Consider the following 25697-nt stretch of genomic DNA (forward strand, 5'->3'; position numbering starts at 1 on the left):
ATAAAAGGAGCGAACAATGGCTGAAAAGTTCGATGTAGTTGACGTCATCAAGGTAAAGCGTGATGGCGGTGAGCTCAGTCCGGAAGAGATTTCCTGGGTCATTGACGCCTACACTCGTGGCGTCGTGGGCGATGAGCAGATGGCGGCGCTGAACATGGCCATCTTCATCCGCGGCATGAACCGCCGCGAGATTGTGGATTGGACTCAGGCGATGATTGACTCGGGCGAGACCATGAGCTTCGCCTCGCTGAGCAAGCCCACCACGGACAAGCACTCCACCGGCGGTGTCGGTGACAAAATCACGCTGCCGCTGGGTCCACTGGTGTCCTCCTACGGCGTGGCCGTCCCACAGCTGTCCGGTCGCGGCCTCGGCCACACCGGCGGCACCCTGGACAAGCTGGAATCCATTCCAGGCTGGCAGGCTGATGTTCCGAATGACCGCCTGATGCAAATCCTGGAAGATTCCGGCGCGGTCGTCGCAGCAGCCGGTGCGGGCCTGGCACCTGCGGATAAGAAGATTTACGCGCTGCGTGACATCACCTCGACGGTGGACTGCATTCCGCTGATTGCCTCGTCAATCATGTCCAAGAAGATTGCGGAGGGCACCTCCAGCTTGGTGCTGGATGTCAAGGTCGGTTCGGGCGCCTTCATGAAGGATCTGAATCAGGCCCGCGAATTGGCTCGCACCATGGTTGACCTGGGCAACGACGCGGGCGTGAACACCCGCGCGCTACTGACGGACATGTCCACTCCGCTAGGCCTGACCATCGGCAATGCCCTCGAGGTCCGCGAATCGGTGGAAGTTCTCGCAGGTGGTGGCCCCGCAGATGTCGTGGAGCTGACCTGTGAGCTGGCCCGAAACATGCTGGAGCTGGCTGGTGTGCACGATGCCGACGTGGAGCAGGCTCTGAAGGACGGCCGCGCAATGGATTCGTGGAAGAAGATGATCCGCGCTCAGGGCGGCGATCCGGATGCCGCGTTGCCGGTGGCACCTCACACGCACGATGTGGTTGCGCAGGCTGACGGTTACCTGACCAAGCTGGATGCACTGGCCCTCGGCGTTGGTTCCTGGCGCTTGGGCGCAGGACGTGCTCGTAAGGATGATCCGGTGCAGGCCACTGCCGGTATTGAGATTTTCGCCAAGCCGGGAGACAAGGTGGTCAAGGGTCAGAAGCTGCTCACGCTGCACACTGAAACTCCGGATAAGTTCGAGCGCGCTCTCGAGTCCATCGAGCCGGGCATTGAAATCGGCGACACCGCGCCGACAGCCGAGCGCGAGATTATCCTCGATCGCGTGTCCTAGAAAATTTCTGACGGGCTCGCGCCGGCGCCACTTCCCCGCCCCGAGCCCGCCATCTCCCTACTTTGACGCTCTCTCCCAAATTTCCGAAAGGACTTGATTTCTCCCATGACTTCCCGCGCTGATGTTGCCAAGATGATTGACCACACCCTGCTCAAGCCAGAAGCCACCTCTGACCAGGTCAAGGCTCTTATCGCCGAGGCCGCCAAGCTCGGCACCTACTCCATCTGCATCTCCCCCTCGCAGCTCCCAGTCGAGGTGCCTGAGGGCCTGCACATCGCCACTGTCGTAGGCTTCCCCTCCGGTGCGGTGAAGGCCGAGGTCAAAGCCACCGAGGCCGCCCGCGCCGTGGTCGATGGTGCCGAAGAGATTGACATGGTCATCAACATCGCCTTCGCCAAGGAGCACCGCTTCGACGACCTTGAGGCCGAAATCAAGACTGTTCGCGATGCCATTCCGGGCAAGGTTCTGAAGGTCATCATCGAGTCGGCCGCCCTGACCGATGAGGAAATCATCGCAGCTTGCAAGGCCTCCGAGTCCGCAGGCGCAGACTTCGTCAAGACCTCCACAGGTTTCCACCCAGCTGGCGGCGCTTCCGCTCACGCCGTGAAACTCATGCGCGAAACCGTGGGCGACCGCCTTGGAGTCAAAGCCTCTGGCGGTATCCGCGATGCCGCTGCCGCTGAGGAAATGATCGCCGCTGGCGCCTCTCGCCTGGGCCTTTCTTCCTCCGCCGCTGTCCTCGACGGTCTGAAGTAGGCTAACCCCGATGCTCTCCGAACAGCTACAAGCCACCATCACCGATTGGATCGCCCACGATCCGGACTCGGCCACCGCCGCTGAGCTCTCCTCGCTTTACGACGAAGCCAAGGCCGCCAACCCCGATGCGATTGCCGAGCTGGAAAGCCGTTTCGCCGGGCCACTCGAATTCGGCACTGCAGGTCTTCGCGGTGTCGTTGCCGCTGGTCAGTCTCGCATGAACCGTGCCACGGTCATCCGTGCCACCGCTGGCCTGGTTGCGCATCTGAAGAACATTGTCGGCGATGACTTCACCGTGGTCATTGGTTGCGATGCCCGCCACGGCTCCGCTGATTTTCACCGCGATGCCGCCGCGGTTGTCGCCGCAGCCGGTGGCAAGGCCCTGGCCCTGCCGCAGCAGCTGCCCACACCGGTGACCGCCTTTGCCGTACGCCACCTCAATGCCGATGCCGGCATTATGGTCACAGCCAGCCACAATCCGCCGAAGGACAACGGTTACAAGGTTTACCTCGGTGGCCGCGCGGTGGAGTCTGATTCCCGCCGAGGCGTCCAGATTATCGCGCCCCATGACAAGCAAATTGCGGACGCCATTGCCGCTGCTCCACCAGCTGATGAGGTTCCGCGTGACTTCGATGCCGTCGAGCAGGTTGGTCCTGAACTACTGGACGCCTATGTGAAACGGGCGGCTGCGCTCGCAACGACGTCGTCAAGCGAAGAGAAGCAGGCAGCGAAGATTGTTCTCACCCCGATGCATGGCGTCGGCGGCGAGACCATCGTGCGCACGCTGAACGCGGCAGGTTTCTCGAATGTCAGCGTGGTCGAGAAGCAGTTCGCGCCAGATCCGGAGTTCCCGACGGTATCGTTCCCGAACCCGGAGGAAGCCGGTGCTTTGGATCTTGCGTTTGAGCTGGCTCGTGCCGAAGACGCGGATGTCATCATCGCGGCTGACCCGGATGCGGACCGTTGCTCGGTGGCTATTCCGGATAGCAGCGTCGACGGTGGCTGGCGACAGCTCTCCGGCGATGACATCGGTGCGTTTCTAGGTGAAGTCATCGGTGCGGATGCCGAGGCTCGTGGGATTGCGACCGTGACCAATGATGAGGGCGCAGAGTTTCCGGCCACAATGGCTAACTCGATTGTGTCCTCGCGCCTGCTGGGCAAGATTGCCGCAGGTCACGGACTGAATTATCGCGCTACACTGACCGGCTTTAAGTGGATTGCTGGTGTGGACGGGCTCGTCTTCGGCTACGAGGAGGCCATTGGCTACTGCACTGACCCGGCAGTCGTGCGAGACAAGGACGGCGTATCTGCGGCGGTGCGTGTCGCCGACGCGGTGGCGCGACTGAAGGGCCAGGGGCTGGGCATTCAGGACCTGCTGGATGAGGTCGCCTGCGCCCACGGCCTCTACAAGACCGCCCCGTTGACCTTCCGAGTCGAGGACCGCTCGCTGATTACCAAGGGCATGGACACTCTGCGCGCCAACCCGCCTGCACAGCTGGCCGGATCGAAGGTCACGCAGGTCACGGACATGAATGACGGCCTAGACATGGTCGATGCCAAGGGCGAGAGCTATCACATCCCGCCTACCGACGGCATTCTCATTCTCACCGAGGCCAACGACCGCGTCATTGCCCGGCCTTCCGGCACGGAGCCGAAGCTGAAGTGCTACTTGGAGGTCGTGCTGCCGGCCGCGCCGGCCGCGATTCCGCACGTGGCTGCGGCCGAGCGGCTCGACCAGATTAAGGCCGAGCTCAAGGAAATCCTGGGGATGTAGCCACTAAGCAGCTACTAGCTACTAACTACCAGCTACGCCTCGCAACAAACTGGGGTGCGCATGAACAAAACGGCCGAAAAATGGCCGTGGGGTTTCACGCGCACCCCAGTTTCGCATGTGCAGCCCGGTGTCTTGGGCCGGCTCACAAGTTACTGACTAGGTTTATGACAAAAACAAGCAGAAATTAGTGCCGAAACTGACATAAACTTAGGCAGTTTCTCGATGGCCGCGCCCTCATTTGAGGCTCACCACCTCATTTCGGGTCTAGCTAAACCCGTTCTGGCCGCATTTTGCGGACGACATGCGTCTCCTAACATGCTTTACAGTTTTCCCAGTAATACAATAAAAGCCGTTAACCGTGTCCCCAGGGGATGGAGCACCATTCGCTACGCGGGTTGGGCTCATCACAGGGGGAACACTTCCTCCTCGTGATTGGTACGTCCAGCATGTCGCATAACGAGTTCCCCAGCTCAGACCCCAACTACAATTCGAATCCTTCCACCGGTTCTTTCGGCCCCGTGTACCCGAACCAGGCACCTCAACCCCAACCACAACCACAGCCCCAGCCCCAATTCGCTGCGCAGCCGGCACCAACTTTCGCTTACGCAGCCCCGGCGTATCCGCAGCAAAGATCAGGTACTTCCGGCGCAATGATTGCGCTCATTTCAGTGCTGGTCGTGGTCCTGCTGGGCCTGGTTGGCGCGGTACTTTATGTCACCCTGAGTAAAGATGACTCGGTAACTGCGGCCGACACACAGACGGCTGCCACTACACAGGCCGCTGCCGATGCTTCGAGCCAGCCCAACCCACCGGTCACACAGACTGAGACCGTGGTTGTTCAAGATTCGAGTGGCTCATCCGGTAATTCGGGCTCGTCTCGCTCATCGGGCCTGGCTGGCGGCAACCTCTCCAGCGCATGGAAGGGCACGTCCTCAACGAGCGATCCGTTCGTTCGAAATGTACACAGCGCCTACGTCCGCTATCGCAATTCCACTGGTGCGGAATCCGGCACCATCACGGCCTACAGCCCAACGACTGGCCTGACCTACAACATGTGGTGCCGCCCATCTGGTAGCAACATCAAGTGCACGGGCGGCCGTAACGCAGTGGTGTACATCGGCTAACGCATACCGCCCACCGCCACGGTCACAGCACTCCAGTCCGCGACCTACGCCACTGCGTCGTCTAGGCCGCCAGCTAGGTCGTGGAAAATGGCCCGGTTGAGACGAAATGCCTTTTTCGCCTCGTCAACCACGGCATCTTTGTCGGCATCCGAAATGCCCAGCTCAGACAGACTCTGTCGGTAGCCGTCGCGGTAGGGCTTAATTTTTCCGATCGCGGAGAAGTCATAGAATCGGGTTCCCTCCGCACCGATGCCGTAATGCTTGGCCAGCATGGACGCAATCACCTGACCACCAGAAAGATCGCCCAGGTAGCGAACGTAATGGTGTGCCAATGCGGCGTTGGCGTTGCCGTTGCTTTCGATTTCACGAAGCTCGGCCACGTAGTTCTTTGTCGCCTCCACTGGCGAGATCTTTTCCCGCCAGTCAGGCCCCACCAAATGTTCAAGGTCGGCTGCCAGCGCTTCCAGGCGCTCCAGCTGCGCATCGTAGACCGCGCTGACCTGCGGCGACTCCGCAGTGGACCGCACTGCCTGCTCCAACGCTTCGTAAACAAAGTAGAGCTGACCAGTTAAATCGATGGCCGCCTGCGCGTCCAGTTCACCCGCCAGCAGTCTCGACATGAAGTCGGAGTTTTCCGCTTCACTGTGGACACCCGCAGTCTCCACTTTGAGTCGCTCTGCCAGGGGCTGAGCAGCCAGCTTGTCATCCTTTTTAATCGTGTTTTCAACCATGATTTTCTTCTTTCTCTGCGAGGTTCGGAGACTGGGGTGAGAGATTGTGGCCCGCACGCTGAGGCACCAGCACGGGGTTGCCCGCGGAGTCCTGAAGCACTTCCACACCGATGCCGTAGACTTCGCTGACGGTCTGTGCATCCAGGGTTTCCGCAGGCGGGCCTTGCTTTACGACGCGCCCCTGCGCCACCACCACAACGTGATCGGCATACGCCGCTGCGGCGGACAAATCGTGCAGGACCACGACCACGGCTTTGCCCGCCGCCGCGCGGGCGCGCATCATTCCCATGATTTTTTCGGCGTGGTGGAGGTCCAGGGCCGCGGTCGGTTCGTCGAGAAGCACGACAGGAGTGTCCTGGTAGAACACGCGGGCGCTGTGGACGCGGGCGCGCTCGCCGCCGGAGAGGGTCGGGACTTCCCGGTCAAGGAGGTGCGCGACGTCGCATTCAGTGATCACTTCCGCGAGCAGCTCCTCGTTCGGGCAGCCCCAGGGGTTGCGTCCGAAGTCGATGACTTCACGGCTGGTGAATGGCACGGACAGTTCTTGGCTCTGTACCAGGACGGCGCGGTAGCGGGCCAGGTCGGCGATGGAGAGCTCGGCAATGGAGTGCTCGCCAATCCGGACGTTGCCGCCGCTGAGCTCATGGTCGCCAGAAAGCGCTGCGAGCAGTGTCGACTTTCCAGCACCATTCGGGCCGACCAGCGCGGTGACTTTTCCGGGCTCGGCGACCACGGAAATATCGTTGAGGATGCGGTGACCACCCAGGGTGATGCTGACATTTTCGGCAGAAATACCCAGGCCAGAGTGAATTTCCATTAGTGCACCGCCCTCTTCGAACGCAGGAGCAGCCAGAAGAACAGTGGGCCACCGACAATCGAGGTGAGCATTCCCAGCGGCAGGTCCGCACCGGTGATCATGGTGCGGGCCGCGAGGTCGGCCAGCGTTGTGGCCAGCGCGCCGCCGAGGATGCATGCGGGAATCAGCGTGCGATGCGCTGGTCCCAGCAGCAGTCGTGCAGCGTGCGGCACGACCAGGCCGATGAAGACGATGATGCCGGAAAATGCCACTCCAGCCGCCACGACCAGGGACGTGCCAAAAATGATGGCGCGACGCAGCGTGACGACGTTAATACCCAGGTGGCGGGCTTGCGCTTCACCAAGACTCAGAATGTCCAGCTTGCGGTAGCTGACCCACATGGCAATCACGGCCGGAACTGTCACCAACGTAATAATGACAACCTGCGTCCAGGTGGCACTGGCAAACGAGCCCATCTGCCAGAACACAATGCGGTCGCGGGCAGCCGTGGAGGCTACGAATGTCAGGAGCGAAACCAGACCACCACAGATGGAGTTCACAGCCACACCGACCAGAATGATTCGAGCGATATCGCGGCCACCGTGCGCATTGGCGGCCACAATAGCCGTGGCTACCGCGCCACCAATAAAAGCTGAGACCGCAATGGCCCAGCTGCTGGCGAAGACACTCAACACTCCGCCGAGCACTCCGGAAAGCCCGGCGGCGGTGCCCAAAACTGTGGCGGTGGCAGCGCCGACCGCGGCGCCGGAGGAAACGCCGATGAGGCCGGGTTCGGCAAGCGGGTTGCCGAACACCGCTTGCAGCGCCACACCTGCGAGGGCGAGCCCCGCGCCAACGAGGCAGGCCAGCGCGATGCGCGGCAGTCGCACTTGCCACAGCACGGTGTCGATGGGCTCTGGCGCGTCACCGAGACCGCCATTGAACACTAGCCTCACCATTGAGCTCAGTGATTCGCCGATGGTAGCGCCGAACTGCCCCACGGAGGCCGACCAACCTATTGCCAGCACCAGCGCTAGGGCGAGTCCAATGAAAACGGCCACCTGTCTGAACGGACTAGTTTTGTTCGCGGTTGTCTGCATTGCTCAGCCAGTCACTTTCCCGCAGTCTTGTCAGCGCCATCACCAGCACCGCCACCGTAGAGAGCATCCGCAATGGCGCGAATCGCACGCGGCGACTGCGAGTCAAAGGACAGCAGCTGCGAATCGGGCACGTCCACAACGGACTCATTCTGGCCCGCCGGGGTCTGTGCGATGCCCGGGATCTCCTTCAGACCTTCAATCCCGCCGACGGACTCCAGGCCACCGGTCATCACCAGGATGGTGTCTGGAGCCGCAGCGATGAGCGACTCTGGCGTAATCGGCGTGAACGCACCCTCAATACCCACGCCCTCACCGGCATCGACACCGCCGAGACGAGTGATCAGAGAACGCCCACCAGAATCCGGTCCCGCAATCATGGCCACACCGGTTCCGCGCACGTAGAGAATCATCATCTTGCGGCCATCGGCCTTGGCCTGCGCGTACTCGGTCGCAGCCGCCAGCTCCTTGTCCAGGTGCTCCTTCACCGGGCCAACTTGGTCAGCCAGGCCGACTGCGCCCGCAACTTCGTCGATAAGCGTGTTGATGGTCTCGGGAGTGCGCTCGTCCGACACATGGACGACGGTGATCCCCGCTTTTTCAAACGTGTCGAACACGCGGCTGGGGCCGATCGAGCCATCGGTAATGATGAGCTCCGGCTTCAGCTTCATCACCGACTCAGCATTGACCGCATGCCCGCCGATGGTGAGGTTCGGCAGATCCTTTACCGCCGGGAAATCGGAGGTGGCGTCGCGCCCCACCAGACGGCCTCCGAGACCAAGCGTGTAGACCGCACGACTGAGTGCTCCCGCCCGGTCAAGCGTGAGAATACGCTGGTAGTCCTTGTCCGCCGCCGGTTTCGGGTCTTTCAGCAGCACTTCGGGGTTTTCCGAAGGCAGGTTCGCATGCGCGGCACCGTGAGCGGAAATGTTGTCGGCGCGCGGAACCGTCGTCACGCCAGCGCTTGACGACGATGCCCCCTCCCTCGCGGCATCATCGGAACCACAGGCGACTAGTCCTGCGACTAGGACAACACTCAGCAGTGTTCCGGCAAGACTGCGAACGTGACAGGCAGGCACGGTGAACATATTCCCCCTCTGTGAGCTGACGCTGCACGGAGATAGACGACAAAAAGAATGACTAAATAACGACTAACACTAGTAACAAAGAGCTTAGAAAGGACTTTGCTCTACTCACCCAAAGAATCTTAGGCTATCTTTTAGTTCTAGGTTAGCCTACCCTTAAATAAAGATAGTAATCTCTACAGTTTTTCGGAAGGACGTTACCTCCTATGACTACTCGTACACTCCAGCGTCGCGCGGCTTTCCTGGCTGTTCCGGCCGTCGCCGCACTTCCACTTCTCGCCGCCTGTGGCACAGATGACGCGTCCGATGCCGCGCAGGATGCTACCAACGCCTCGGAAACCACCAGCTCGGCTGCAGATCAAGAAACCGACGCCAGCGCCGGCGAAGTAACCATGGAGGCCGAGCCGGTCAACGACCTCTCCGAGGGCGATGTCATCTCCGTCGACCTGTCTGGTCTCGACCCCGACTACGGCTACTACGCCGCACTCTGCGCCGCCGAGAAGGCTCCAGGCAACCCCGTCCCGGACTGCACCGGTGACCGCAGTGCCGGCACCCAGTCGCAGCAGTGGATTACCAAGAAGTCCGGCGGCACCACCACCATCGCCGACGACAACACCGCACACTTCGAGCTCAGCGTTGTGCCCACCGGCGAGGCCGTGGACTGCACCCAGCAGGACTGCGTGCTGAAGCTCTTCGGTGACCACAGCGAGGGCTTCGAGGACATCACCGAGATCCCGGTTACTTTCGCAAAGTAGCCAAACCGCACACGCGCAGGCGTCGCAGTCCTAGGCTAAGAGCCATGGAAACCGACCAGCCTGCGACTGCTTTAGAAGCGGCACCGCGCCGCATCACACTCCTGCCCGGCGACGGCATCGGCCCTGAAATCACCGATGCCTGCCGAGGACTCATCGCCGATGTCTTCCCGCACTGGGAGCTGACAGAGGCACAAATTGGCTGGTCCCAGTGGTGCGCGCACGGCAATCCCGTCCCGCAGGAAACTTGGGAAACACTCGGACGCAGCGACGCCGCTCTGCTCGCGGCGATTACCTCCAAGCCCGCTCGCGAGGCTGAGGAAGAACTAGCACCGCATCTGCGCGATACCGGCCTGACCTACCGCTCCCCTGTTCTCCAGCTGCGCCAGCGCCTCGATCTCTTCACCAACATCCGCCCGGTCACCCTGCCCGGCGCGACTGCCGACTTCACCATCGTTCGCGAAAACACCGAGGGCCTCTACAGCCACGACTATCTCCTTCCGCCTCACGACGCCCCGGCCGACTCCCCGCACCACCACCTGTGGGCAGAGGTGGCAGAGGACTCGACGGTGGCCCGCGCCGTCGATAAGCGTGGCGACGTTGCGGTTTCTTTGCGCGTGACGACGTCCTTTGCGTGGCACCGCCTTGCGCGACAGGCGGCCAAGTTGGCTCTCGCGCGGCAGGCGGCAAACCTCGATTCGGAGGCCACGCCGACGGTGACGGTGGCGGACAAACCGAATATCCTGCGGGACTCTGCGCGTGTGATTCGCGGGGCAGTTGAGCAGGTGGCTGAGGAGTATTCGCAGGTCACATTCGATTTTGCCAATGCGGATGCCGTGGCAATGCAGCTAGTGACCGACCCAGCGCGCTTTGATGTCATCATCGCGGAGAACCTCATCGGTGACATCCTCAGTGACATCGGCGCAGGCCTGATTGGCGGGCTGGGGCTGGCGGCATCGGCGAATGTGGGCGACAACTTCGCGGTGTTCGAGCCGGTGCACGGTTCGGCACCTGACATTGCGGGGCATGGCATTGCCAACCCGGCTGCGTTTTTGCTCTCTACGGCTATGTGCGCGGAGCACCTTGGGGCACCGACCTCAGAACTTGCGCCCGCTGCCAAGCTGCGCGAGGCCGTCTACGCCGCGACGCGCACTGCACCGACGCCAGACCTCGGCGGCACTGCGACTACCAGCGAGTTTGTGGCTGCGGTGCGAGCGGAGCTGGGGTTGTAGGCATTGACTCGATTACGAAGCGCAATTAAAGTGGTTGCTATCAATCCCAGCCGTTGACCCTCCGCCGATAAGGAGAGCGCCGATGACTGGGATTACTCATAGGGGGGGCCAAGAAATATGAGTAGAAACAGATATAGTGCTGCGCGAGCTGTGCCTTTACGCGAGATCACTACAGCAGTGCTTGTTGATGGTGGCTTTTACCGCAAACGTGCGGCAACACTGTTTGGTCATAAGACCGCAGAAGATCGCGCTGATGAACTGGTCAAGTACTGCCATCGCCATATACGTGAATCGCGCGCTGGACTGTACCGAATCTTTTACTACGACTGCCCACCGTCACAGCGGGTTGTTTATCACCCATTGCTCCAGCAGCAAGTCAACCTTGGTAAAAGTGAACTTTTTACCTGGACCAATGACTTCTTCGCTGCATTGGCTAAAAACGAAGACAATCCTTTACACGTTAACTACACCGGAAAACAGGACCCTGAGGACGACGAAGAAGAGCTCTAGCTCCTACTGGAACTGGCTGAGGTCAATGCCTTCCAGCGGGTCCGACTCGCGGATGTCGTCCTCCGGTGGCAGCGGCACCTCGCAGAGTACAACCGCCGCACCACACGGGTCCTGCACGGTTGCCAGCGGGCCGAACTCGGTGGCCTGCGGGGCAACGAGCACGGAACCGCCCAGTTCCTCAGCCTTGGCGACAGCAGCGTCGATGTTCTCCACGCCAAGGTAGGCCAGCCAGCCAACGAAGCTCTTATCTGCCGCATCGGTCTGTGCAGCAACCGAGCTGGCTACCAAGCCAGCGAACGGCGCCCCGTCTTCCATCGCAACTGCGAAAGTGCCGTGCTCATTCTTGTTGCGCACTGCGATTTCCCAGCCAAAGAAGTTGTGGTAGAAGTCCGCGACCTGCTCAAAGGTCTCCTCCGGGCCTGCGACCAGCTCGAACCACACCGGGGTGCCGGGCTCGCCCGCTGCAATGAAGGCCTGCTCACCCGGCTGTTCCAAAAGTCCAATGAGGCCACCGGCGGGGTCGGAAACGACGGCCATCGTGGATCCGTCGACAAGCGGGGTCGGTTCCTGGAAGACCTCAGCGCCAAGCTCGCGCGCCTTCTCGACGGCACCAGTGGCGGAGTCGACATGGAAGTTCACGCGCCACTGGTTGACGAAGGCATCCTCAGCGTCCTTATCGGCCTCAAGCAGCACCGACACCGGCATTCCGGACAGCATGGCAACGCGGCGACCAGCGGATGCCTCGCGGGCATCCTCATGGATTGGCGCGGTATTGCGATAAGCCCACCCGAGAACGCCGCGGTAGAAGCGCTCGGTCTTACGCGGTGCGGCGGAGAGCAGGTCTACGCGCAGGGGCATGCCAAATTCGGCGGGAAATGCGGGCATGAGTTACAAGTTCCTCCACTTTTCAGGATCAAAGTCATCGTCGGCGGTGGCCTCATCAAAGTAGTCATCATCGACTTCATCGGCGGTGGCCACGCGTGCCGACATACCGGCAACAGAGACGACGTCCCCTGGACGCAGCACCTTGCCGCGGCGAGTGTCGACCTCACCGTTCACGCTGACCTGTCCCTCAGCGATTAGTTCCTTGGCCAGACCGCCCGTTTCCACCAGGTTTGCCAACTTCAGGAATTGCCCGAGACGGATGGACTCATCCCGGATTGCGACATCGATAGGCTCCATGCCCTTAAGTGTGTCATATCCGGTGAAAATGGTCGGGGGTTGGTTCGGGTCTGGTTCGGCTTTGGAGGCTTGGGAGACCTGGGAGCCACCCCATTTAAACTTCTATTTCGATAAAAACCTCGAACCGCGACGCGGATGAGGCAGCACACCCTAACATCGTTCTCATGTCTAATTCACGGTCTCCGAAGTGGCCCCGGATCGCCAGCGAAGCGCCACCTCGCCCTCCGCTACGCCATGTTATCGCCGCCTCGGTAGCCGTGAGCCTGCCGCTGATGACCCTGGCACTCATCTCAACTTCTGTCTCTGACCTGCTATTTCTGCCTCCTATTGGCGCTGCCATGGCGCTTATTGTCGGTGCGCCCAACTTGCCTCTGGCTCAGCCACGAAATGTCGTGGTCGGACACCTCATCGGCTGCACGACTGGCATCGCAATTCTGCACATGTTGGGTTCGACCATCATTGCTGCAGCGGTTGCCGCCGGCGTCGCCTTCGCGCTCATGCTTCTTGCTCGCGCGGCGCACTCCCCTGCCACCGCTACCGCTATGGTCACTGTGCTGATGCCACACGGTCATGGGCTCGCCAACGATTTCCGCTTCATAGGCTTCATTTTCGCTTCGTCGATCATGATCGTGATGCTTGGCATCCTCGCAAATCGACTGCGCGGCCTCCGCTATCCCACATACTGGTGGTAGGTGGATTCGGGGTCACGCACTCCGGCTAAATACGGCTATCAGTGGGATAATGACACTCATGCCAAAGCAGTGGATTAACAACACGACGACCGAAAAGATTGTCATCATCGGTGCCGGTGGATTCGGCCGAAACGTGGTCAGCTTCATCAAGGACATCAACGACTACGCAGCAGCCAACGGCCTACCACCGCAGTGGGAAATCCTAGGCATTATTGATGATGGCACCCCAGATATGACCTTTTTCCACAAAATGGGCGTGCAACTCTTGGGCAAAACCAAAATCCTCGCGGACTTGCCCGAGGGGGTCTACTACACAGTCGCAATCGGCAACGGCGCTGCTCGACGTTCGATTGCACAGCATGCAGATTCCAAGGGGCTCGTGCCTGCGACTCTGGTCCACCCAGACACCAGCATTGGCGCGCTGGTCTCGCTCGGAGAGGGCACGGTCATCTGCCCCGGAGCGCGCCTGACCTGCAATATTGAGGTAGGCAAGCACGCCCAAATCAATATGAATGTCACGATTGGCCACGATGCGGTGCTGCGGGACTACTGCACAATCTTCCCGCTCAATGCCGTGTCGGGCTTTGTCACGCTTGGCGAAGCCTGCACCCTAGGCGCCAACTCCGTAATCAACCCCGGCCTCACCGTTGGCGAGGGAGCGTACATCGGATCCGGAGCCGCAGTTACTAGCGATGTCGATGACTACACCGTTGTCGCCGGTGTTCCTGCAAGTGTGATTAAGAACCTGCGTTAGCCGAATCGTCCTCATCCGACGAACCGGTGAACTCGGTCATGGTCACTTGCCCTTCTTCCGAGATCCCTTCACGCTTGAGCACCACCAAGATAGTGTCGAGCAGAATCTTTGCATCGAGCAGTAGCGACCAATTATCCACGTACTGCACGTCGTACTCGAAACGTTCTTCCCAGGTGATGCCATTGCGGCCCGAGACCTGAGCAAGCCCTGTAATTCCCGGTGGCACCTCATGGCGGCGTGCTTGGCGCGGCGAATAGCGCTCGAGGTACTTCATGCGCAGCGGGCGCGGGCCAACGAGGCTCATGTCACCACGCAGAACGTTAAAGAGCTCCGGGAGCTCATCCAAGCTTGTGGACCGAAGGAATTTTCCCACCTCGGTGAGGCGGGACGCATCGTCGACAAGCCCCTTTGCCGGATTGACGTGGTGCATCGTCCGAAACTTGAGGATATTAAACGGCTCACCATCCTGGCCCGGGCGTTCCTGGCGGAATAGGACTGGCTTTCCCATGGAAAGTCGCACTGCCAGAGCCGTAGCGCCCATAACTGGCGACAGCACAATCAAGCCCGCTGCAGATGCCGCGATGTCGACGCCACGCTTAATTACCCGTTGCGCGCGGATGCTCAGTGAATCCATTGGTCATCTCCTACTTTTCGTTGAACATTTCGCGCAGAAGCTTTTCGGCACGCGCATCGACTTCCGCATTGGAACGGTTCCTGACCAGCCAACCAACCGCACCCACTACACCGGCCGCGGCAAACGACGCTGCCGCAACGCGCAGCTTCCTGTTGTCATTCTTGTTGTCAGGCGCACTTTGCTTGACGACGGCCACCGCTGGCTCCGGCTCCGGCACAACCGGCCCCGCGGTATCGGTGACCATGACTGGTTCGGGATCGGCTGCGGGTTCTGGTTGCGGCTGCTCATCCAGCTCAAGTGCTGGTCCATCAGCGGTTTGCCCGATGGGACTTGGCTTTTGCACTGCCTCAGAAGCAAGATTGCCTTCCGCGCCACTTTCGGTCGACTTAGTTTTGTCGCCGCGGAACAAGGAAACAATTCCAACCACGAAGGCAACGAAAAATGCGATTGCAATTTCAAGGCCAATTCGCGGCAGGGTCCGGAACCAGTAAATATGCAGGCCGCCCCAAATAAGGTCACCCAGACCAGCCGCGAAAGTCACTGCAGTAATAAACAATGCTGGCGCCCACCAGCGCGTCTGCAGTGCAGCATGTCCGCGAGTAACTCCCCAGTTAAACAGGGCAATGCCGAGTCCGAGTACTAATCCGCCGATGACGACACCAATGCTGCCCCACATCCAGTACCACTCACCGGTAGCGTTAGCGGCCACCGAATACCAGTCGTACTTCGGGATTGCCTTCTCTGGCTTCCAATACTTAACCAACTCGTACCCCACTGCACGAGGCAAATCCCAGCTCTCCGGCGCAATCGGCGTTAGCGGAGTCAGCAGGTTTTTTCCGCCTTGAAATTCAAAGCGTCCCTGCTCATGCAGGTCGACCAGATTTGCGAAGGTAACAAATGGATCAGTCAAAGATTCCAGACCAGTGCGGTTAGCTGAATTACCCTTATTGATGCTCTCCTGGTGAGCTTTACGCAGCGTTGCAAACACCATCAACGCACCAGGGCCCATAACAATGGCCAGAAGCTTGATCCAAAAACCCCGCACACGAATCGCGAACAACACCAAGAGCCCAAGCCCCACAGCTGCGATACGCAAGCGGCCTTGTCCACTATGAATATCTAGGACGTACACCGCCGACATGCCTAGCACTACTGGCAATGACAAAACCAGGAGAATCACCGATCGCGACCACCAGGCACCAAAGGAAACCAGCAGGATTCCCACAATTGCCGGGCTTTCAATAATGATGCCAGGCAGTAGATTAGAGGCGCGGAATTGGTACGAAAACGCGTACAGCGCAAGGCCGATGAGGATGAAAAGCCACCGGCCAGGAAGCACCTTTTTATCGAAACGAATTTCTCGACCAAAGCGCCAAGAAATCATGGTCACGAGAAAGGTCAGCAAGTAGGTGAGGCCAACGGCCGTGCGCAACGCTTCGGTTGAAACTCTTGTGTCATCCCACGCTTCGTAAGCAGGAAAAGCTGCCGTAAACAGGGTCACAAGCGCAAATACGCCCAACGGTGTGATTGTCCGACCGCCGTTGCCCAAGAAAGTACGCAGGCAGAAAAAAGCCAACAAAATGGTACCGATCTGCGCCCCCTGCAGCGGATCCGTCCACGATGTCACTACGACGACTGAGAACAGCCACAGAACCGCCTCGATAGCTGTCAGTTGCGATATCCGGGCTATTCCCGTGTCGATAGCTTTGGTCATCCCAGCACTTCCTTCAGAACACCAATCACCCGCGCGACGTCGTCATCGTCCAGCGCCGGACCACTAGGAAGAGTAATGCCGCGGGAGAAAAGATTCTCAGCGGTACCGTTGATGGTCGCTCGCGCGCCCTCATACACCGGCTGCAGGTGCATCGGCTTCCACAGGTGACGAGCCTCGATGTTGGCCTCGCCCAGCGCCGCAATCACGCTGTCCGGGCTCAGCACGCCCTTATCGACGGCATCCTGTGGCAGCACAATCGAGGTCAGCCAGCAGTTCTCGGTGAACCGCTCGTCGGAGTCAGAGAGCAAGCGGGTACCTTTACCAGGGGCATCGTCGTCAAGCGAGGCGAGCAAATCTAGGTACGCGTCGCGAATCTGGCGACGGCGAGCAATCATGTCGTCCAGACGCGAATGCTGCGCCCGCCCCAGCGCGGCAAGCAGATTGGAAAGACGGTAGTTGTAGCCGATTTCGGTGTGTTCGTACCAAGCGACGGGCTGACGCGCCTGCGTGGACAGGTAGCGCGCGCGGGCGATGAGATCAGCATCGTTGGACAGCAGCATGCCACCGCCGGAGGTGGTCATGATTTTGTTGCCGTTGAAAGACAGCGCGGCGGCACGGCCAAAGCTGCCGGCCGGCTGATCATCGACGCTGGCACCGAGCGCCTCGGCGGCGTCCTCGATGAGCGCGATGCCGAGTTCTTCCAGGCGTGGCGCGAAGGCCGGGTAATCGGCGCAGCGGCCAAAGAGGTCCACAATCATCACGGCGGGAACGCTCTTGCCCTCGGCAAGCAGTTCATCGACGGTGCGGAGCAGCAGCTCAGGGTCGATGTTGCCGTCCTCTGCGGCATCGACAAACACCGGCGTAGCGCCGACGTAAGCGATGGCGTTGGTCGTGGCCGCGAAGGTCATGGTGGAAACCGGGATGTAGTCACCTTCACCAATCCCCAGCGCGAGCAGCGCCAAGTGCAGGCCAGCAGTTCCAGACGACAGCGCGAGCGCGTGCTCAACACCGCAGCGCTTGGCAATCTCCGCTTCAAACGCGTCTACCTCGGGACCCAACGGAGCCACCCAACCAGAGTGGAGTGCACGAACGACGGCCTGTTCTTCTGCTTCGGTGACTGTCGCGAGCGAAAGAAAGATCCGCTCATTGGGCTTGTTAGTGTCGGCGTTAGTCATTACTTCTGAACCTTTCGAACGCGGTTGAGTACCTCGATGAGCTGGTTGTACAGGCTGTCACGAGCAAAACGCTTCTCACCCAGTTCGCGGTTTCGCTGTCCCGCTGCGCGCATCTCATCGCGGTCGGAGATGATCTCAGCGAATCGCTTGGCCGCAGTCGGAATATCGCGCGAGAGACGCCAGCCGGCATCGTGCTCGGTTGCGGCTTCCTCCAGCCAGCCACCGTGGTTGAATACCACCGGACGCGATGCGGCCATGGCATCGAAGACCTTGTTCAGGGAGTTGCCTTCCAGGCAGGGGTCATCACGCAGCGGTGATAGCGCGATATCGGCGGCAGACACGTACTTGGCGACATCTTCCTTCGGCTGACGGCCGAGGAACATCGCATCGGCATCGAGGCCAGCGTTCTCGGCGCGCTGGTACAACGCATCCGAGTCGCTTCCCTGCCCCAGCAGGACAAAGCGCACATTCTCCACGCCATCACGACGCAGCTGCGCCGCCAAATCCACAAGCCACTCCAGCTGGTAGGACATGCCAAAACCACCGGCGTAGACCGCCACCACGTCATCGCCCCAGCCCTGCTCCTTGCGGAAAGCTGCACGCTGCTCGGCCGGGACATCAAAACGCTCAAAGTCCGACGCATTCGGAATGACGGTCACGCGCTTCTTCGGAGCGACCTCTTTGACGCCATCGGCCATCGACGGCGACAGCGCCACGACCTCGCTCGATGCCGCATAAAATGCCTTCTCCAGTTGCTTGGCCAGGAAAATCGCCACCGGATTATTGAGGTAGCCCAACTTGATTGGCACCTCTGGCCACAGGTCACGAATCTCCGCCACCAACGACGCACGCTGGGTAAACTTCGCCACAATTCCCGGAACCGCCACAGTCAGCGGAGTCGAGGACGCGTAAATCACGTCGGCAGGCACACGGGCAGCAACCGCGGAGGCGCGCACCAGGAAGTTGAAGAAACTGACGATGCGCTCGCGCTTCGACATTTCATTGCGGTACGGAATCGCTAAACGACGCACGTGGATGCCATCGACCGTTTTATCCATGGCCTCATCGCGACCACAGATCATTGTCACCTCGTGGCCTGCAGCGGCCATTCGGCGGGCAAACTCGTAGGGTCGGGAACCACCCGGCTCACCGGGGAGAACAAAGTGCTGGTGGATATAAGTGATTCGCATTGTTTAGCTTTCCTCGATTACGTCGACGGGAAGTTCTTCGTTGGTGGTTGATGGATTTTTCGGGCCTCTGCTCGGCTGCATCAACGCCACTGCGGCAACAACGGCTGCTGCAAAGTAGACAACTGCGCTGGTCCACGCGAGACCGAGGGCGTCTCCGAGAAGAATGCCAATCGGGTAACAAATGACAGCGATAACGGCGGAAATGAGCTCCACTCGGCCAATTCGACGGGGATTGTCGCTGCCGAGAATTTCACCGCACAGGTGTCGGTAGCAGCCGAGCACCACGGCCGCGATAGTCAGTGGCAGCACCAACTCCCGAGCAGGCTCAAACTCATGGCCGAATACCGGCACGATGAGGAAGTAGAGTGCCATACCACCGAGCGCACCAAGCGCGCCGTACGCTGCAGTGACTATGCCAAGGTGTCGGAGCACACGAGACGGGGTGAGTTCGCGACCCCTCTGGTCGCTGGTGCGCTGATCGGCGACTGACTGCGCGACCCAGTACAGCGGCTCTGTCGCCGTCGCCACGACCACGAAAAGGCCTAACGACGCCGGCGAGGCCAGCGCCGGCAGTAAAACGCGCCCCAAGCGTGTGGTCGTCAGCGGTCCGAGACCCGATGCGATGAACGGAGCATTTGTACGAGCCGTCTCTACCACTCCGCCGACACGGGAATCGGTATGCTCGCGTGACTTCGCCAGCGACCAGATTGCCAGGGGCAGCGCCGGGAAGATGTAGGCCGCAGCCCACCAGCGCCAGTCCTCGACTCCAGCGAAATACAGCGCAGTGCTAATCAGCAGCACTGAGCCCTGGAAACAGACGAATACTGCGACGAAGAAAGACACTCGATGGCGGCTGATAGCCATCGCACGAACCATGGAAAATGACACGGTAACCAAGGCGACAATGCCGGCCATTGCCGTCCACGGTCCGTAGACGACACCTGCGATGGCACAGGCAATCAGAGCGACCACAGTCATGGCGAAACCACTCGGAATGAGACCGTGGTCGTAATCATCGCGGCGCAGCAAAAGCCGATCGGCCCCAAAGCCGACGAAGGGCGCCACAATATAGGCGAACTGCAAAACGGTAGCGACCTCGCCTCGACCGGCGGGCCCCAGCACTCGCGCGGAAAGAATACTGACCACAAAGGCGACGACTGCGGCGAGCGCTGAAGCTGCCGAAATCGTCGCAACTGTTCGAACTCTTTGCGCCAGCTGCCCGGAGTTAGAGGAGCTGGTGGTTGTCACGGTGGGGAGTCATCCTAACTATTTTGCTTTCGAGCTAGCGGTTGCAAGTGATTGTGCATCAGCGGGATACGCCGCAATACTGCTTTGCGCCCCACCGAGCTCTGCAAGCCAACGACGTGAAGCATCGTGATTATGTGTGCACTGGAGAATCCGCGAATTCAGCCGTTCCGGCTCAACACGTACCTCAGTGATCAGCGGATGACGATCACCAATCTTGGGAACCTCGCGGTCATCAACCAAGTCCTCGGAGATCTTCTCACCTTCGCGAAGACCCGTGTAGACAATCTCTACGTCTGCGTCATGGAGCCTGATAAGGTTCTCCGCCAGCTCAGCAATCTTGACCGGCTTACCCATCTCCAGCACCAGAGTCTCACCGGACTCTGCAATAACGGTAGCCTGCAGCACCAGCTGCGATGCCTCCGGAATGGTCATGAAGTAGCGCTGAACGTCAGGGTGCGTCACCGTAACCGGGCCGCCCTCTTCAATCTGACGCTGGAAAGTCGTAATGACCGAGCCACGCGAGCCAAACACGTTACCGAATCGGACAGATGCCCAGACACCTTCGTGAGTTTGCCCCATGTGCGCAGTCAGACGTTCTGCGGCGCGCTTGGATTCACCCAGAATCGAGGCTGGGTTCGCAGCCTTGTCCGTGGAAATATTAATAACGGTTGAAACATTGGCCGCAGCGGCTGCATCCAGGACGTTCTGGGTTCCGATGACATTGGTTTGCACTGCTTCTGCAGGGTAGCTCTCCAGCAGCGGCAGGTGCTTGAGAGCTGCAGCATGGTAGACAACATCGGGCTTGCGCTCGGTGAAGATCTGCGTCAGCATTTCCGCGTCACGGATATCAGCCAAGACGGTATCGGAGCCGTCGAGAAGCGCCGAACCCGTCAGCGACAGCTGAGTGGCATGCAAGCCGCCCTCATCGCGATCCAGCATGATAAGTTCTGCCGGCTCAAAGCGGTGAACCTGTCGGCAGATCTCGGAACCGATAGAACCGCCAGCGCCTGTGACCAGCACCTTCTTACCGCGGATTATCGAAGCGACCTTGGATTCATCCAGGTGTAGGGGCTGACGGCCAATGAGGTCGGCGATGTTAATTTCGCGCACCTGCGAGGTAGCGACAGCGCCACGGTGGCGCGAGTACTCCTCCACCGGCGGCAGAATGAGCAGGCGCAGGGACGATTCCTCACAAATGTGGTTGAGGACGTTGATGCACTCAGTGGACAGTGGCTCATCAGTCGCAATAATGACCGACTCCGCCGAAGTGCGCGATGCGACTTCGCCCAGCTGATCAATGCCACGAATCACGCGGAGACCATGGATACGAGAAATATGGTTCTCGCCGCTTTCTTCGGGATCGACGATTCCAACCAAGTGGAAGCGGTTCTCACGGGAAATACCGGAATCCGTAAGGCTGTTAATAAAAAACTTGGCTCGACGGCCTGCACCGAGAACAATCAAGCGATCATCCGTCTGGCGGGAACCAAAGTTGTTGGTGATCCAGCGAGCGAGAGTTCGGGTATAGATACTTGCCAAAGTTGCGACACACCCACCGGCGAACGGAACGTACCACGCAATTTCCGGGACGGTCTTCAGAATTTGAGCCAAACCAGTGGCTGCGGTAGCGCCACCCATGCTGATGGTCAGCAGAACAATATCTTCAGTTCGACTGCCGGGCCATACGCGTTGCGGGTTAGTGTACTCCCCGAGCAGCAGGCCTAGCAGGACAATGACGACTACGGCGACGGCGACAACCAAAAAATTAGTGCCTGATATCTCAGAGAAAGATACCAATTCCCCGCGGACGATTCCGTTAGCGGCGGACAGCGCAACCAGCCAAGCGAGTACATCAAATACACACCAGGCGAGCTGCTTCCAGTCTCGGATAAACATTCTTATGCCTTTTACTGCTGGTTAAATTTCCTAACGCACAATGCGTTCCACAGGCTTGGCATACTATGCGATATAAACTACATTTACAGCTCCTACCCCAAAGGGCTACCCCATCGTTCGGGTAGCCAAAAAGCCACCCTTTCCACCCATCATTCTCCCTGGTAAAACAATGTTTCACCAACTATTTACCGAAGCTTCAATCTGTTTACATTCATATAACTAGCTGTACAAACTAACTTCTAACGTAACCACTTCCTGACGATTGCAATTAATGCAAAATCACCTCTTTATTGAGATGCTTATTCAAGGAAGTATTTGCGTGAATACTCAAACAATCGTTTTTGACAAAAGGGTTACACTTCCCCCGTGAGCACATCATCAACGCGTCGGGCACGCGCTTTCATCATCCGAAAGCCCTTCCTTGCTGCACTGATTACTGCCGTTTCAGTTCTAACGGTGATGGCGCTGTTGCTTGCTACCCTGATGCTGATTCAAAACCGGATGAGTCAGACACAGAACGTCGCCGACACATCGGCCACGCACCAAGAGACACTGCTCATCCTTGGTGTCGATAGTCAAGACTCATCCATGGTGGGACACCGCTCAGATGTCATCATGCTCATGCGTATGCGTCACGATCCGGAGTGGATTGACATTGTCTCTGTGCCGCGAGATTCCCTGGTAGATTTACCCGACTGCGCTGGTTCTCACGCCACCGAGCACTCCGGCAAAAAGGACAAACTGAACTCCGCATTCGCCTACGGATCCGTCGCCGATGTCGATGACCGCGGATCAGCCCAAGCGGGCATGGACTGCGCAGCCATGGCGATTACTGAAGAAGCTGGGATTCCCATCGATGACACCATCGCCACCACTTTCAACGGTGTCACCGGCATCATCGATAGCCTCGGCGGCGCAGACCTCCCCGTCGATGACGGCGGTCGCATCGTCCGCGAAGGCAAAGGTGAGCAGCACTTTTCCGGCCAAGGTGTGGTCACACAGCTTCGCGCTCGCAAGACCGAAACGGGTGGCAGTGACCTCTCGCGCATCAACCACCAGCAGGAAATTCTGGGAGCGCTACTGGATTACTACCGCAGCGAAGGAATCATTGACAGCAGCGGCTCCGTGAACTCCATGAAGGAGTTCACTGCCCTCCTCACCGCCCTAACTAATGGAACGGCCACTACTGTCAGTCTGAATGATGTCCGCAGCCTGATGCAGCGCGCCGCGTCCACACCGGTGTCCACCGCGACACTACCGACAGGCCCTGCCGACGATGGTGTCAATGCGGTCTGGACACAGCAGACCACACAGTTCTGGCAGGCCTACAAAAACGGCGAAGACCTGCCCAAATAAAAGCACTCTTACATGCACCCCTATTAAATACGCAACTAGTATGCGTATTATTGATATATGTCGTCGCCCGCCACACCAGAACCCCAAGCCCCCACAACCAAACCACCTTCTAAACCTGGCAAGAGTCACCGCATGTCCTGGCATCGCAAGGCCAGTATGCCGGTGCGCTGGTGGTTCGCTGCCATCATTGTGGCCGCATTAGTCCACCCATTTGTCTCCGATGGGCGCTGGCTGTTGGTGCACCTCTTTACCCTCGGCGCCGTCACCAACTCCATCCTCATTTGGGGCCGCCACTTCACCGAGAAACTACTGAAAATCGATGTGCCCGATGGCAATCGGCACATTCAGTTAGCAAACATTTACCTGCTCAACGTAGGTATTGGCACAACAGTCATCGGAAAGCTGGGTGATTGGTGGCCAGTGACCACCGCCGGCGCAGCGGTCGTCGGCGTCGCCGTCGCATGGCATGCGATTTCCCTCGGACGCGACCTGGTAGCGAAGCGCAATCGACCATTCGCCATCTCCGTTGCGTACTACGTCGCGTCGGCATGCCTACTGCCGATCGGCGCCACGCTCGGCGCCATCCTCGCATCTCCGAAGGGCGAAGCGCTTCACGACGACCTCCTACTGGCACATGAAGCCATCAACCTCATTGGCTTCCTCGGGCTCGCGGCCTGCGGCACGCTCATCACCATGTTCCCAGCGCTGTGGCGAACCCAGATGTCGCCGCATTCCCGCCCGAAGCTGGCACTAGCAGTACAGCTCATAGGTATCGCGACTACCACAATCGGTGCACTGACCAGCTTCAACTGGTTCGCCTCCGTCGGCCTTGGCATCATCACTATCGGCTGGGTCATAGCCGCCATTCCGTGGGCGCACAACGTCATGACTGTCGCTAAAGACCCCCGCGACCGCCTCAGCTACCCGGCGCTGTCTGTTGCGGCTGCGGTCGTCTGGCTGATCGGCACACTCACAGTTGCCACAGTCAAGGCGCTTGACGGCAGCTTCGTAATCTCATCCTTTACGCTGCCGCTGGTAATCGGTTTCGGCGCACAATTGCTTATCGGCATGATGAGCCAACTCTTGCCCGCTACCATCGGCGGAGGTGCTGGTCCAGTCTCCGCCGGTATGAAGGAACTTGACCGCGCGGGAGCATTCCGCTGGTCGACCATCAATATTGGTCTGGCACTGTGGCTAATGCCGCTGCCGTCCTGGACCAAAGTAGCGGTCTCCGCAATGGTCTCCCTTGCCTTGGTGTCCTATCTGCCACTTGTCGGCCGTGCCGCGAAGGCTCAGATTGGTGCGCTGAAAGAAAGTCAGAAGGCACGGGCCAACAAAGAAGCAACGCCGAAGCCGGTCGAACTGCACGCAACTGCACGTCGACTCGGTGCTCAAACTACCGCCGCTCTGGCTGTATTGGGCCTGGTAGTGACTATTGGTGTTGCGCTGAGCGGTGGCGGTACGGGAAGCATTGAAACCACCAGCGATGTTGCGCCCACCGGAGAAACCGTCGAGGTCACGGTTACTGCCAACGATATGACCTATACCCCGAACGTTATAGAGGCGAACCCCGGCGACCGACTGGTCATCACCATGGTCAACGCTGATTCCCAGGTCCACGATCTGCGCTTGGCCACCGGCGAGGACACCGGACGTGTCGCCCCTGGCAACTCCGCCACCATTGAAGTGCCGGTTGTTCCCGGTGACATTGACGGCTGGTGCACCATTGCTGGTCACCGCCAGATGGGCATGACGCTCACGGTCAATGCAGGTGGCTCGAATCATTCACACCACACCGGAGGTGGCAACCACGCTGACCATGCCACTCCCGGTGCGCTCGGGAATGTCGGCGAGCAACCCGGCCCGGATTCCCCCACCATCAACCCGCTATTAGAACCCGCCGAGGACGCCACGGTTCACCACGTCACCCTGAGAGCCAGCGAGTTCACCGGCTACGCTGCCCCTGGCGTCGAGCAGCAGCATTGGGTATTCAACGGCAAACCGCTGGGGCCAACTCTGCGCGGCAAGGTGGGCGACGAGTTCGTCGTCACGCTCATTAACGACGGCACGATGAGTCACTCCATCGACTTCCACGCGGGCATCGTTGCACCGGATGAACCTATGCGCGACATTGCCCCTGGTGAACAGCTTGAGTACCGCTTCCGTGCCGACCGCGCGGGCATATGGATGTACCACTGCGCAACCATGCCCATGTCCATGCACATCGCTGCCGGCATGCACGGTGCTGTCATTATCGACCCACCGAATCTCACCGAAGTCGACCACGAAGTTCTTCTGGTGCAGTCGGAAAGCTACTGGGGCGAGGACGGCCCCGATGCCGACAAGACCATGGCCGAGGACCCCGATATCTACAAGTTCAACGGCTACCCCGACCAGTATCTCACCCACCCAATTCGTATTCGCGCAGGTGAGACGGTACGTTTCTGGGTACTTGCCGCAGGTCCAAACAAGGGCACGAGCTTCCACATCGTCGGCACGCAGTTCCATCGCGTGTACAAAGAGGGAACGCTTTTGCTTGACGACGGCGTGGGCGGCGCCCAAGCCCTTGACCTCGGTGCCGCGCAGGGCGGTTATGTTGAGGCCGAATTCCCGGAGCCAGGCACGTACCGCTTTGTTGACCACCAGATGGTGCATGCCGAAATGGGGGCACGCGGCGACATAGTGGTGAACTAAAC

Annotated in this window: 23 protein-coding genes; 11 read left to right on the forward strand and 12 right to left on the reverse strand. The window is 59.6% G+C overall.

The genetic code is table 11. The annotated features are described in order from the left end of the window. Window positions 1-16: 16 nt before the first annotated feature. From ADB02_RS04700 to ADB02_RS04715, 4 genes are all read left to right on the forward strand, one after another. Entirely contained in the window at window positions 17-1303 is a 1287-nt protein-coding gene (locus ADB02_RS04700) for a thymidine phosphorylase (RefSeq protein WP_016421814.1), read from the forward strand. Between the two features lie 105 nt (window positions 1304-1408). Then, entirely contained in the window at window positions 1409-2059 is a 651-nt protein-coding gene (deoC, locus tag ADB02_RS04705) for a deoxyribose-phosphate aldolase (protein WP_016421813.1), read from the forward strand. Window positions 2060-2069: 10 nt separating this feature from the next. Then, window positions 2070-3833: a phospho-sugar mutase gene (locus tag ADB02_RS04710; protein WP_049189793.1), complete on the forward strand. Its 1764-nt coding sequence runs from the start codon at window positions 2070-2072 to the stop codon at window positions 3831-3833. 428 nt (window positions 3834-4261) lie between these two features. After that, a complete protein-coding gene (locus ADB02_RS04715) occupies window positions 4262-4957 on the forward strand; it encodes a hypothetical protein (RefSeq protein ID WP_241482404.1) in 696 nt (231 codons plus the stop codon). 44 nt (window positions 4958-5001) lie between these two features. On the opposite strand, the gene ADB02_RS04720 is transcribed toward ADB02_RS04715, so the two are convergent. From ADB02_RS04720 to ADB02_RS04735, 4 genes are read right to left on the reverse strand one after another with little or no spacing between them, the layout of a single operon-like run. After that, the gene (locus ADB02_RS04720; protein WP_049189795.1) at window positions 5002-5688 is read right to left on the reverse strand and encodes a heme oxygenase (biliverdin-producing); all 687 of its coding nucleotides are present in this window, start codon (window positions 5686-5688) and stop codon (window positions 5002-5004) included. Then, window positions 5681-6505 (reverse strand): heme ABC transporter ATP-binding protein, encoded by an 825-nt coding sequence (locus ADB02_RS04725; RefSeq protein WP_049189796.1) that lies wholly within the window; start codon window positions 6503-6505, stop codon window positions 5681-5683. The genes ADB02_RS04720 and ADB02_RS04725 overlap by 8 nt, the downstream gene beginning before the upstream one ends. Then, the gene (locus ADB02_RS04730) at window positions 6505-7584 is read right to left on the reverse strand and encodes a FecCD family ABC transporter permease (protein ID WP_049172506.1); all 1080 of its coding nucleotides are present in this window, start codon (window positions 7582-7584) and stop codon (window positions 6505-6507) included. The genes ADB02_RS04725 and ADB02_RS04730 overlap by 1 nt, the downstream gene beginning before the upstream one ends. 11 nt (window positions 7585-7595) lie before the next feature. Next, window positions 7596-8669 carry a heme/hemin ABC transporter substrate-binding protein gene (locus ADB02_RS04735; protein WP_049189797.1) on the reverse strand — a complete coding sequence of 358 codons (1074 nt, stop codon included), beginning with the start codon at window positions 8667-8669 and terminating at the stop codon, window positions 7596-7598. A gap of 203 nt (window positions 8670-8872) precedes the next feature. On the opposite strand from ADB02_RS04735, the gene ADB02_RS04740 reads away from it, so the two are divergent. The 3 genes from ADB02_RS04740 (at window position 8873) to ADB02_RS04750 (ending at window position 11160) form a co-directional block, all read left to right on the forward strand. Further along, window positions 8873-9421 carry a neocarzinostatin apoprotein domain-containing protein gene (locus ADB02_RS04740; RefSeq protein WP_049189798.1) on the forward strand — a complete coding sequence of 183 codons (549 nt, stop codon included), beginning with the start codon at window positions 8873-8875 and terminating at the stop codon, window positions 9419-9421. A gap of 44 nt (window positions 9422-9465) precedes the next feature. Next, entirely contained in the window at window positions 9466-10650 is a 1185-nt protein-coding gene (locus tag ADB02_RS04745; RefSeq protein ID WP_049189799.1) for an isocitrate/isopropylmalate family dehydrogenase, read from the forward strand. 117 nt (window positions 10651-10767) lie between these two features. Continuing rightward, window positions 10768-11160 (forward strand): hypothetical protein, encoded by a 393-nt coding sequence (locus ADB02_RS04750; RefSeq protein ID WP_241482405.1) that lies wholly within the window; start codon window positions 10768-10770, stop codon window positions 11158-11160. Between the two features lie 3 nt (window positions 11161-11163). Here the strand turns inward: ADB02_RS04750 and ADB02_RS04755 are convergent, their stop codons facing one another. Together ADB02_RS04755 and ADB02_RS04760 are read right to left on the reverse strand one after the other, a co-directional pair. Beyond that, window positions 11164-12045, reverse strand: coding sequence for a VOC family protein (locus ADB02_RS04755; protein ID WP_049189800.1), 882 nt, complete (start codon window positions 12043-12045; stop codon window positions 11164-11166). 3 nt (window positions 12046-12048) lie between these two features. After that, window positions 12049-12342 carry an RNA-binding S4 domain-containing protein gene (locus ADB02_RS04760; protein WP_005510922.1) on the reverse strand — a complete coding sequence of 98 codons (294 nt, stop codon included), beginning with the start codon at window positions 12340-12342 and terminating at the stop codon, window positions 12049-12051. A 164-nt stretch (window positions 12343-12506) separates the two neighbouring features. Between ADB02_RS04760 and ADB02_RS04765 the strand changes: the two genes are divergently transcribed. Both ADB02_RS04765 and ADB02_RS04770 read left to right on the forward strand, forming a co-directional pair. Beyond that, complete coding sequence (locus ADB02_RS04765) at window positions 12507-13034, forward strand: HPP family protein (protein ID WP_049189801.1); 528 nt, start codon at window positions 12507-12509, stop codon at window positions 13032-13034. A gap of 58 nt (window positions 13035-13092) precedes the next feature. Next, window positions 13093-13788, forward strand: a complete 696-nt coding sequence (locus tag ADB02_RS04770) for an acetyltransferase (protein WP_049189859.1) — start codon at window positions 13093-13095, stop codon at window positions 13786-13788. Here the strand turns inward: ADB02_RS04770 and ADB02_RS04775 are convergent. The 6 genes from ADB02_RS04775 to ADB02_RS04800 are packed head-to-tail and all read right to left on the reverse strand — an operon-like array spanning window position 13772 to window position 21645. Beyond that, window positions 13772-14422 (reverse strand): sugar transferase, encoded by a 651-nt coding sequence (locus ADB02_RS04775; protein ID WP_049189802.1) that lies wholly within the window; start codon window positions 14420-14422, stop codon window positions 13772-13774. The genes ADB02_RS04770 and ADB02_RS04775 overlap by 17 nt on opposite strands. 10 nt (window positions 14423-14432) lie before the next feature. Then, the gene (locus ADB02_RS04780) at window positions 14433-16136 is read right to left on the reverse strand and encodes a hypothetical protein (protein WP_049189803.1); all 1704 of its coding nucleotides are present in this window, start codon (window positions 16134-16136) and stop codon (window positions 14433-14435) included. Next, on the reverse strand, window positions 16133-17311 hold the full coding sequence (locus ADB02_RS04785; RefSeq protein WP_049189804.1) for a DegT/DnrJ/EryC1/StrS family aminotransferase: 1179 nt from the start codon (window positions 17309-17311) through the stop codon (window positions 16133-16135). The genes ADB02_RS04780 and ADB02_RS04785 overlap by 4 nt, the downstream gene beginning before the upstream one ends. Next, window positions 17311-18501, reverse strand: coding sequence for a glycosyltransferase family 4 protein (locus tag ADB02_RS04790; RefSeq protein WP_049189805.1), 1191 nt, complete (start codon window positions 18499-18501; stop codon window positions 17311-17313). The genes ADB02_RS04785 and ADB02_RS04790 overlap by 1 nt, the downstream gene beginning before the upstream one ends. 3 nt (window positions 18502-18504) lie before the next feature. Then, window positions 18505-19749: a lipopolysaccharide biosynthesis protein gene (locus ADB02_RS04795; protein WP_049189806.1), complete on the reverse strand. Its 1245-nt coding sequence runs from the start codon at window positions 19747-19749 to the stop codon at window positions 18505-18507. Between the two features lie 18 nt (window positions 19750-19767). Next, a complete protein-coding gene (locus ADB02_RS04800; protein ID WP_049189807.1) occupies window positions 19768-21645 on the reverse strand; it encodes a polysaccharide biosynthesis protein in 1878 nt (625 codons plus the stop codon). Window positions 21646-22011: 366 nt separating this feature from the next. Here ADB02_RS04800 and ADB02_RS04805 point away from each other — a divergent pair, with 366 nt between their 5' ends. Together ADB02_RS04805 and ADB02_RS04810 are read left to right on the forward strand one after the other, a co-directional pair. Beyond that, on the forward strand, window positions 22012-23001 hold the full coding sequence (locus ADB02_RS04805; protein WP_141737765.1) for an LCP family protein: 990 nt from the start codon (window positions 22012-22014) through the stop codon (window positions 22999-23001). Between the two features lie 132 nt (window positions 23002-23133). Beyond that, entirely contained in the window at window positions 23134-25695 is a 2562-nt protein-coding gene (locus tag ADB02_RS04810; protein ID WP_065421711.1) for a multicopper oxidase domain-containing protein, read from the forward strand. Window positions 25696-25697 lie beyond the last annotated feature (2 nt).

The sequence above is a fragment of the Corynebacterium sp. 212_CJEI genome, assembly GCF_001055915.1.
In the GTDB taxonomy this organism is placed as follows: Bacteria; Actinomycetota; Actinomycetes; order Mycobacteriales; family Mycobacteriaceae; genus Corynebacterium; species Corynebacterium jeikeium_D.

Bases quoted from the DNA above. Each gene is read 5' to 3' on its own strand.
- ADB02_RS04700 (WP_016421814.1), top strand. From the start codon at position 17: ATGGCTGAAAAGTTCGATGTAGTTGACGTCATCAAGGTAAAGCGTGAT.
- deoC (WP_016421813.1), top strand. From the start codon at position 1,409: ATGACTTCCCGCGCTGATGTTGCCAAGATGATTGACCACACCCTGCTC.
- ADB02_RS04710 (WP_049189793.1), top strand. From the start codon at position 2,070: ATGCTCTCCGAACAGCTACAAGCCACCATCACCGATTGGATCGCCCAC.
- ADB02_RS04720 (WP_049189795.1), bottom strand. From the start codon at position 5,688: ATGGTTGAAAACACGATTAAAAAGGATGACAAGCTGGCTGCTCAGCCC.
- ADB02_RS04725 (WP_049189796.1), bottom strand. From the start codon at position 6,505: ATGGAAATTCACTCTGGCCTGGGTATTTCTGCCGAAAATGTCAGCATC.
- ADB02_RS04730 (WP_049172506.1), bottom strand. From the start codon at position 7,584: ATGCAGACAACCGCGAACAAAACTAGTCCGTTCAGACAGGTGGCCGTT.
- ADB02_RS04735 (WP_049189797.1), bottom strand. From the start codon at position 8,669: ATGTTCACCGTGCCTGCCTGTCACGTTCGCAGTCTTGCCGGAACACTG.
- ADB02_RS04740 (WP_049189798.1), top strand. From the start codon at position 8,873: ATGACTACTCGTACACTCCAGCGTCGCGCGGCTTTCCTGGCTGTTCCG.
- ADB02_RS04745 (WP_049189799.1), top strand. From the start codon at position 9,466: ATGGAAACCGACCAGCCTGCGACTGCTTTAGAAGCGGCACCGCGCCGC.
- ADB02_RS04750 (WP_241482405.1), top strand. From the start codon at position 10,768: ATGAGTAGAAACAGATATAGTGCTGCGCGAGCTGTGCCTTTACGCGAG.
- ADB02_RS04755 (WP_049189800.1), bottom strand. From the start codon at position 12,045: ATGCCCGCATTTCCCGCCGAATTTGGCATGCCCCTGCGCGTAGACCTG.
- ADB02_RS04760 (WP_005510922.1), bottom strand. From the start codon at position 12,342: ATGGAGCCTATCGATGTCGCAATCCGGGATGAGTCCATCCGTCTCGGG.
- ADB02_RS04765 (WP_049189801.1), top strand. From the start codon at position 12,507: ATGTCTAATTCACGGTCTCCGAAGTGGCCCCGGATCGCCAGCGAAGCG.
- ADB02_RS04770 (WP_049189859.1), top strand. From the start codon at position 13,093: ATGCCAAAGCAGTGGATTAACAACACGACGACCGAAAAGATTGTCATC.
- ADB02_RS04775 (WP_049189802.1), bottom strand. From the start codon at position 14,422: ATGGATTCACTGAGCATCCGCGCGCAACGGGTAATTAAGCGTGGCGTC.
- ADB02_RS04780 (WP_049189803.1), bottom strand. From the start codon at position 16,136: ATGACCAAAGCTATCGACACGGGAATAGCCCGGATATCGCAACTGACA.
- ADB02_RS04785 (WP_049189804.1), bottom strand. From the start codon at position 17,311: ATGACTAACGCCGACACTAACAAGCCCAATGAGCGGATCTTTCTTTCG.
- ADB02_RS04790 (WP_049189805.1), bottom strand. From the start codon at position 18,501: ATGCGAATCACTTATATCCACCAGCACTTTGTTCTCCCCGGTGAGCCG.
- ADB02_RS04800 (WP_049189807.1), bottom strand. From the start codon at position 21,645: ATGTTTATCCGAGACTGGAAGCAGCTCGCCTGGTGTGTATTTGATGTA.
- ADB02_RS04810 (WP_065421711.1), top strand. From the start codon at position 23,134: ATGTCCTGGCATCGCAAGGCCAGTATGCCGGTGCGCTGGTGGTTCGCT.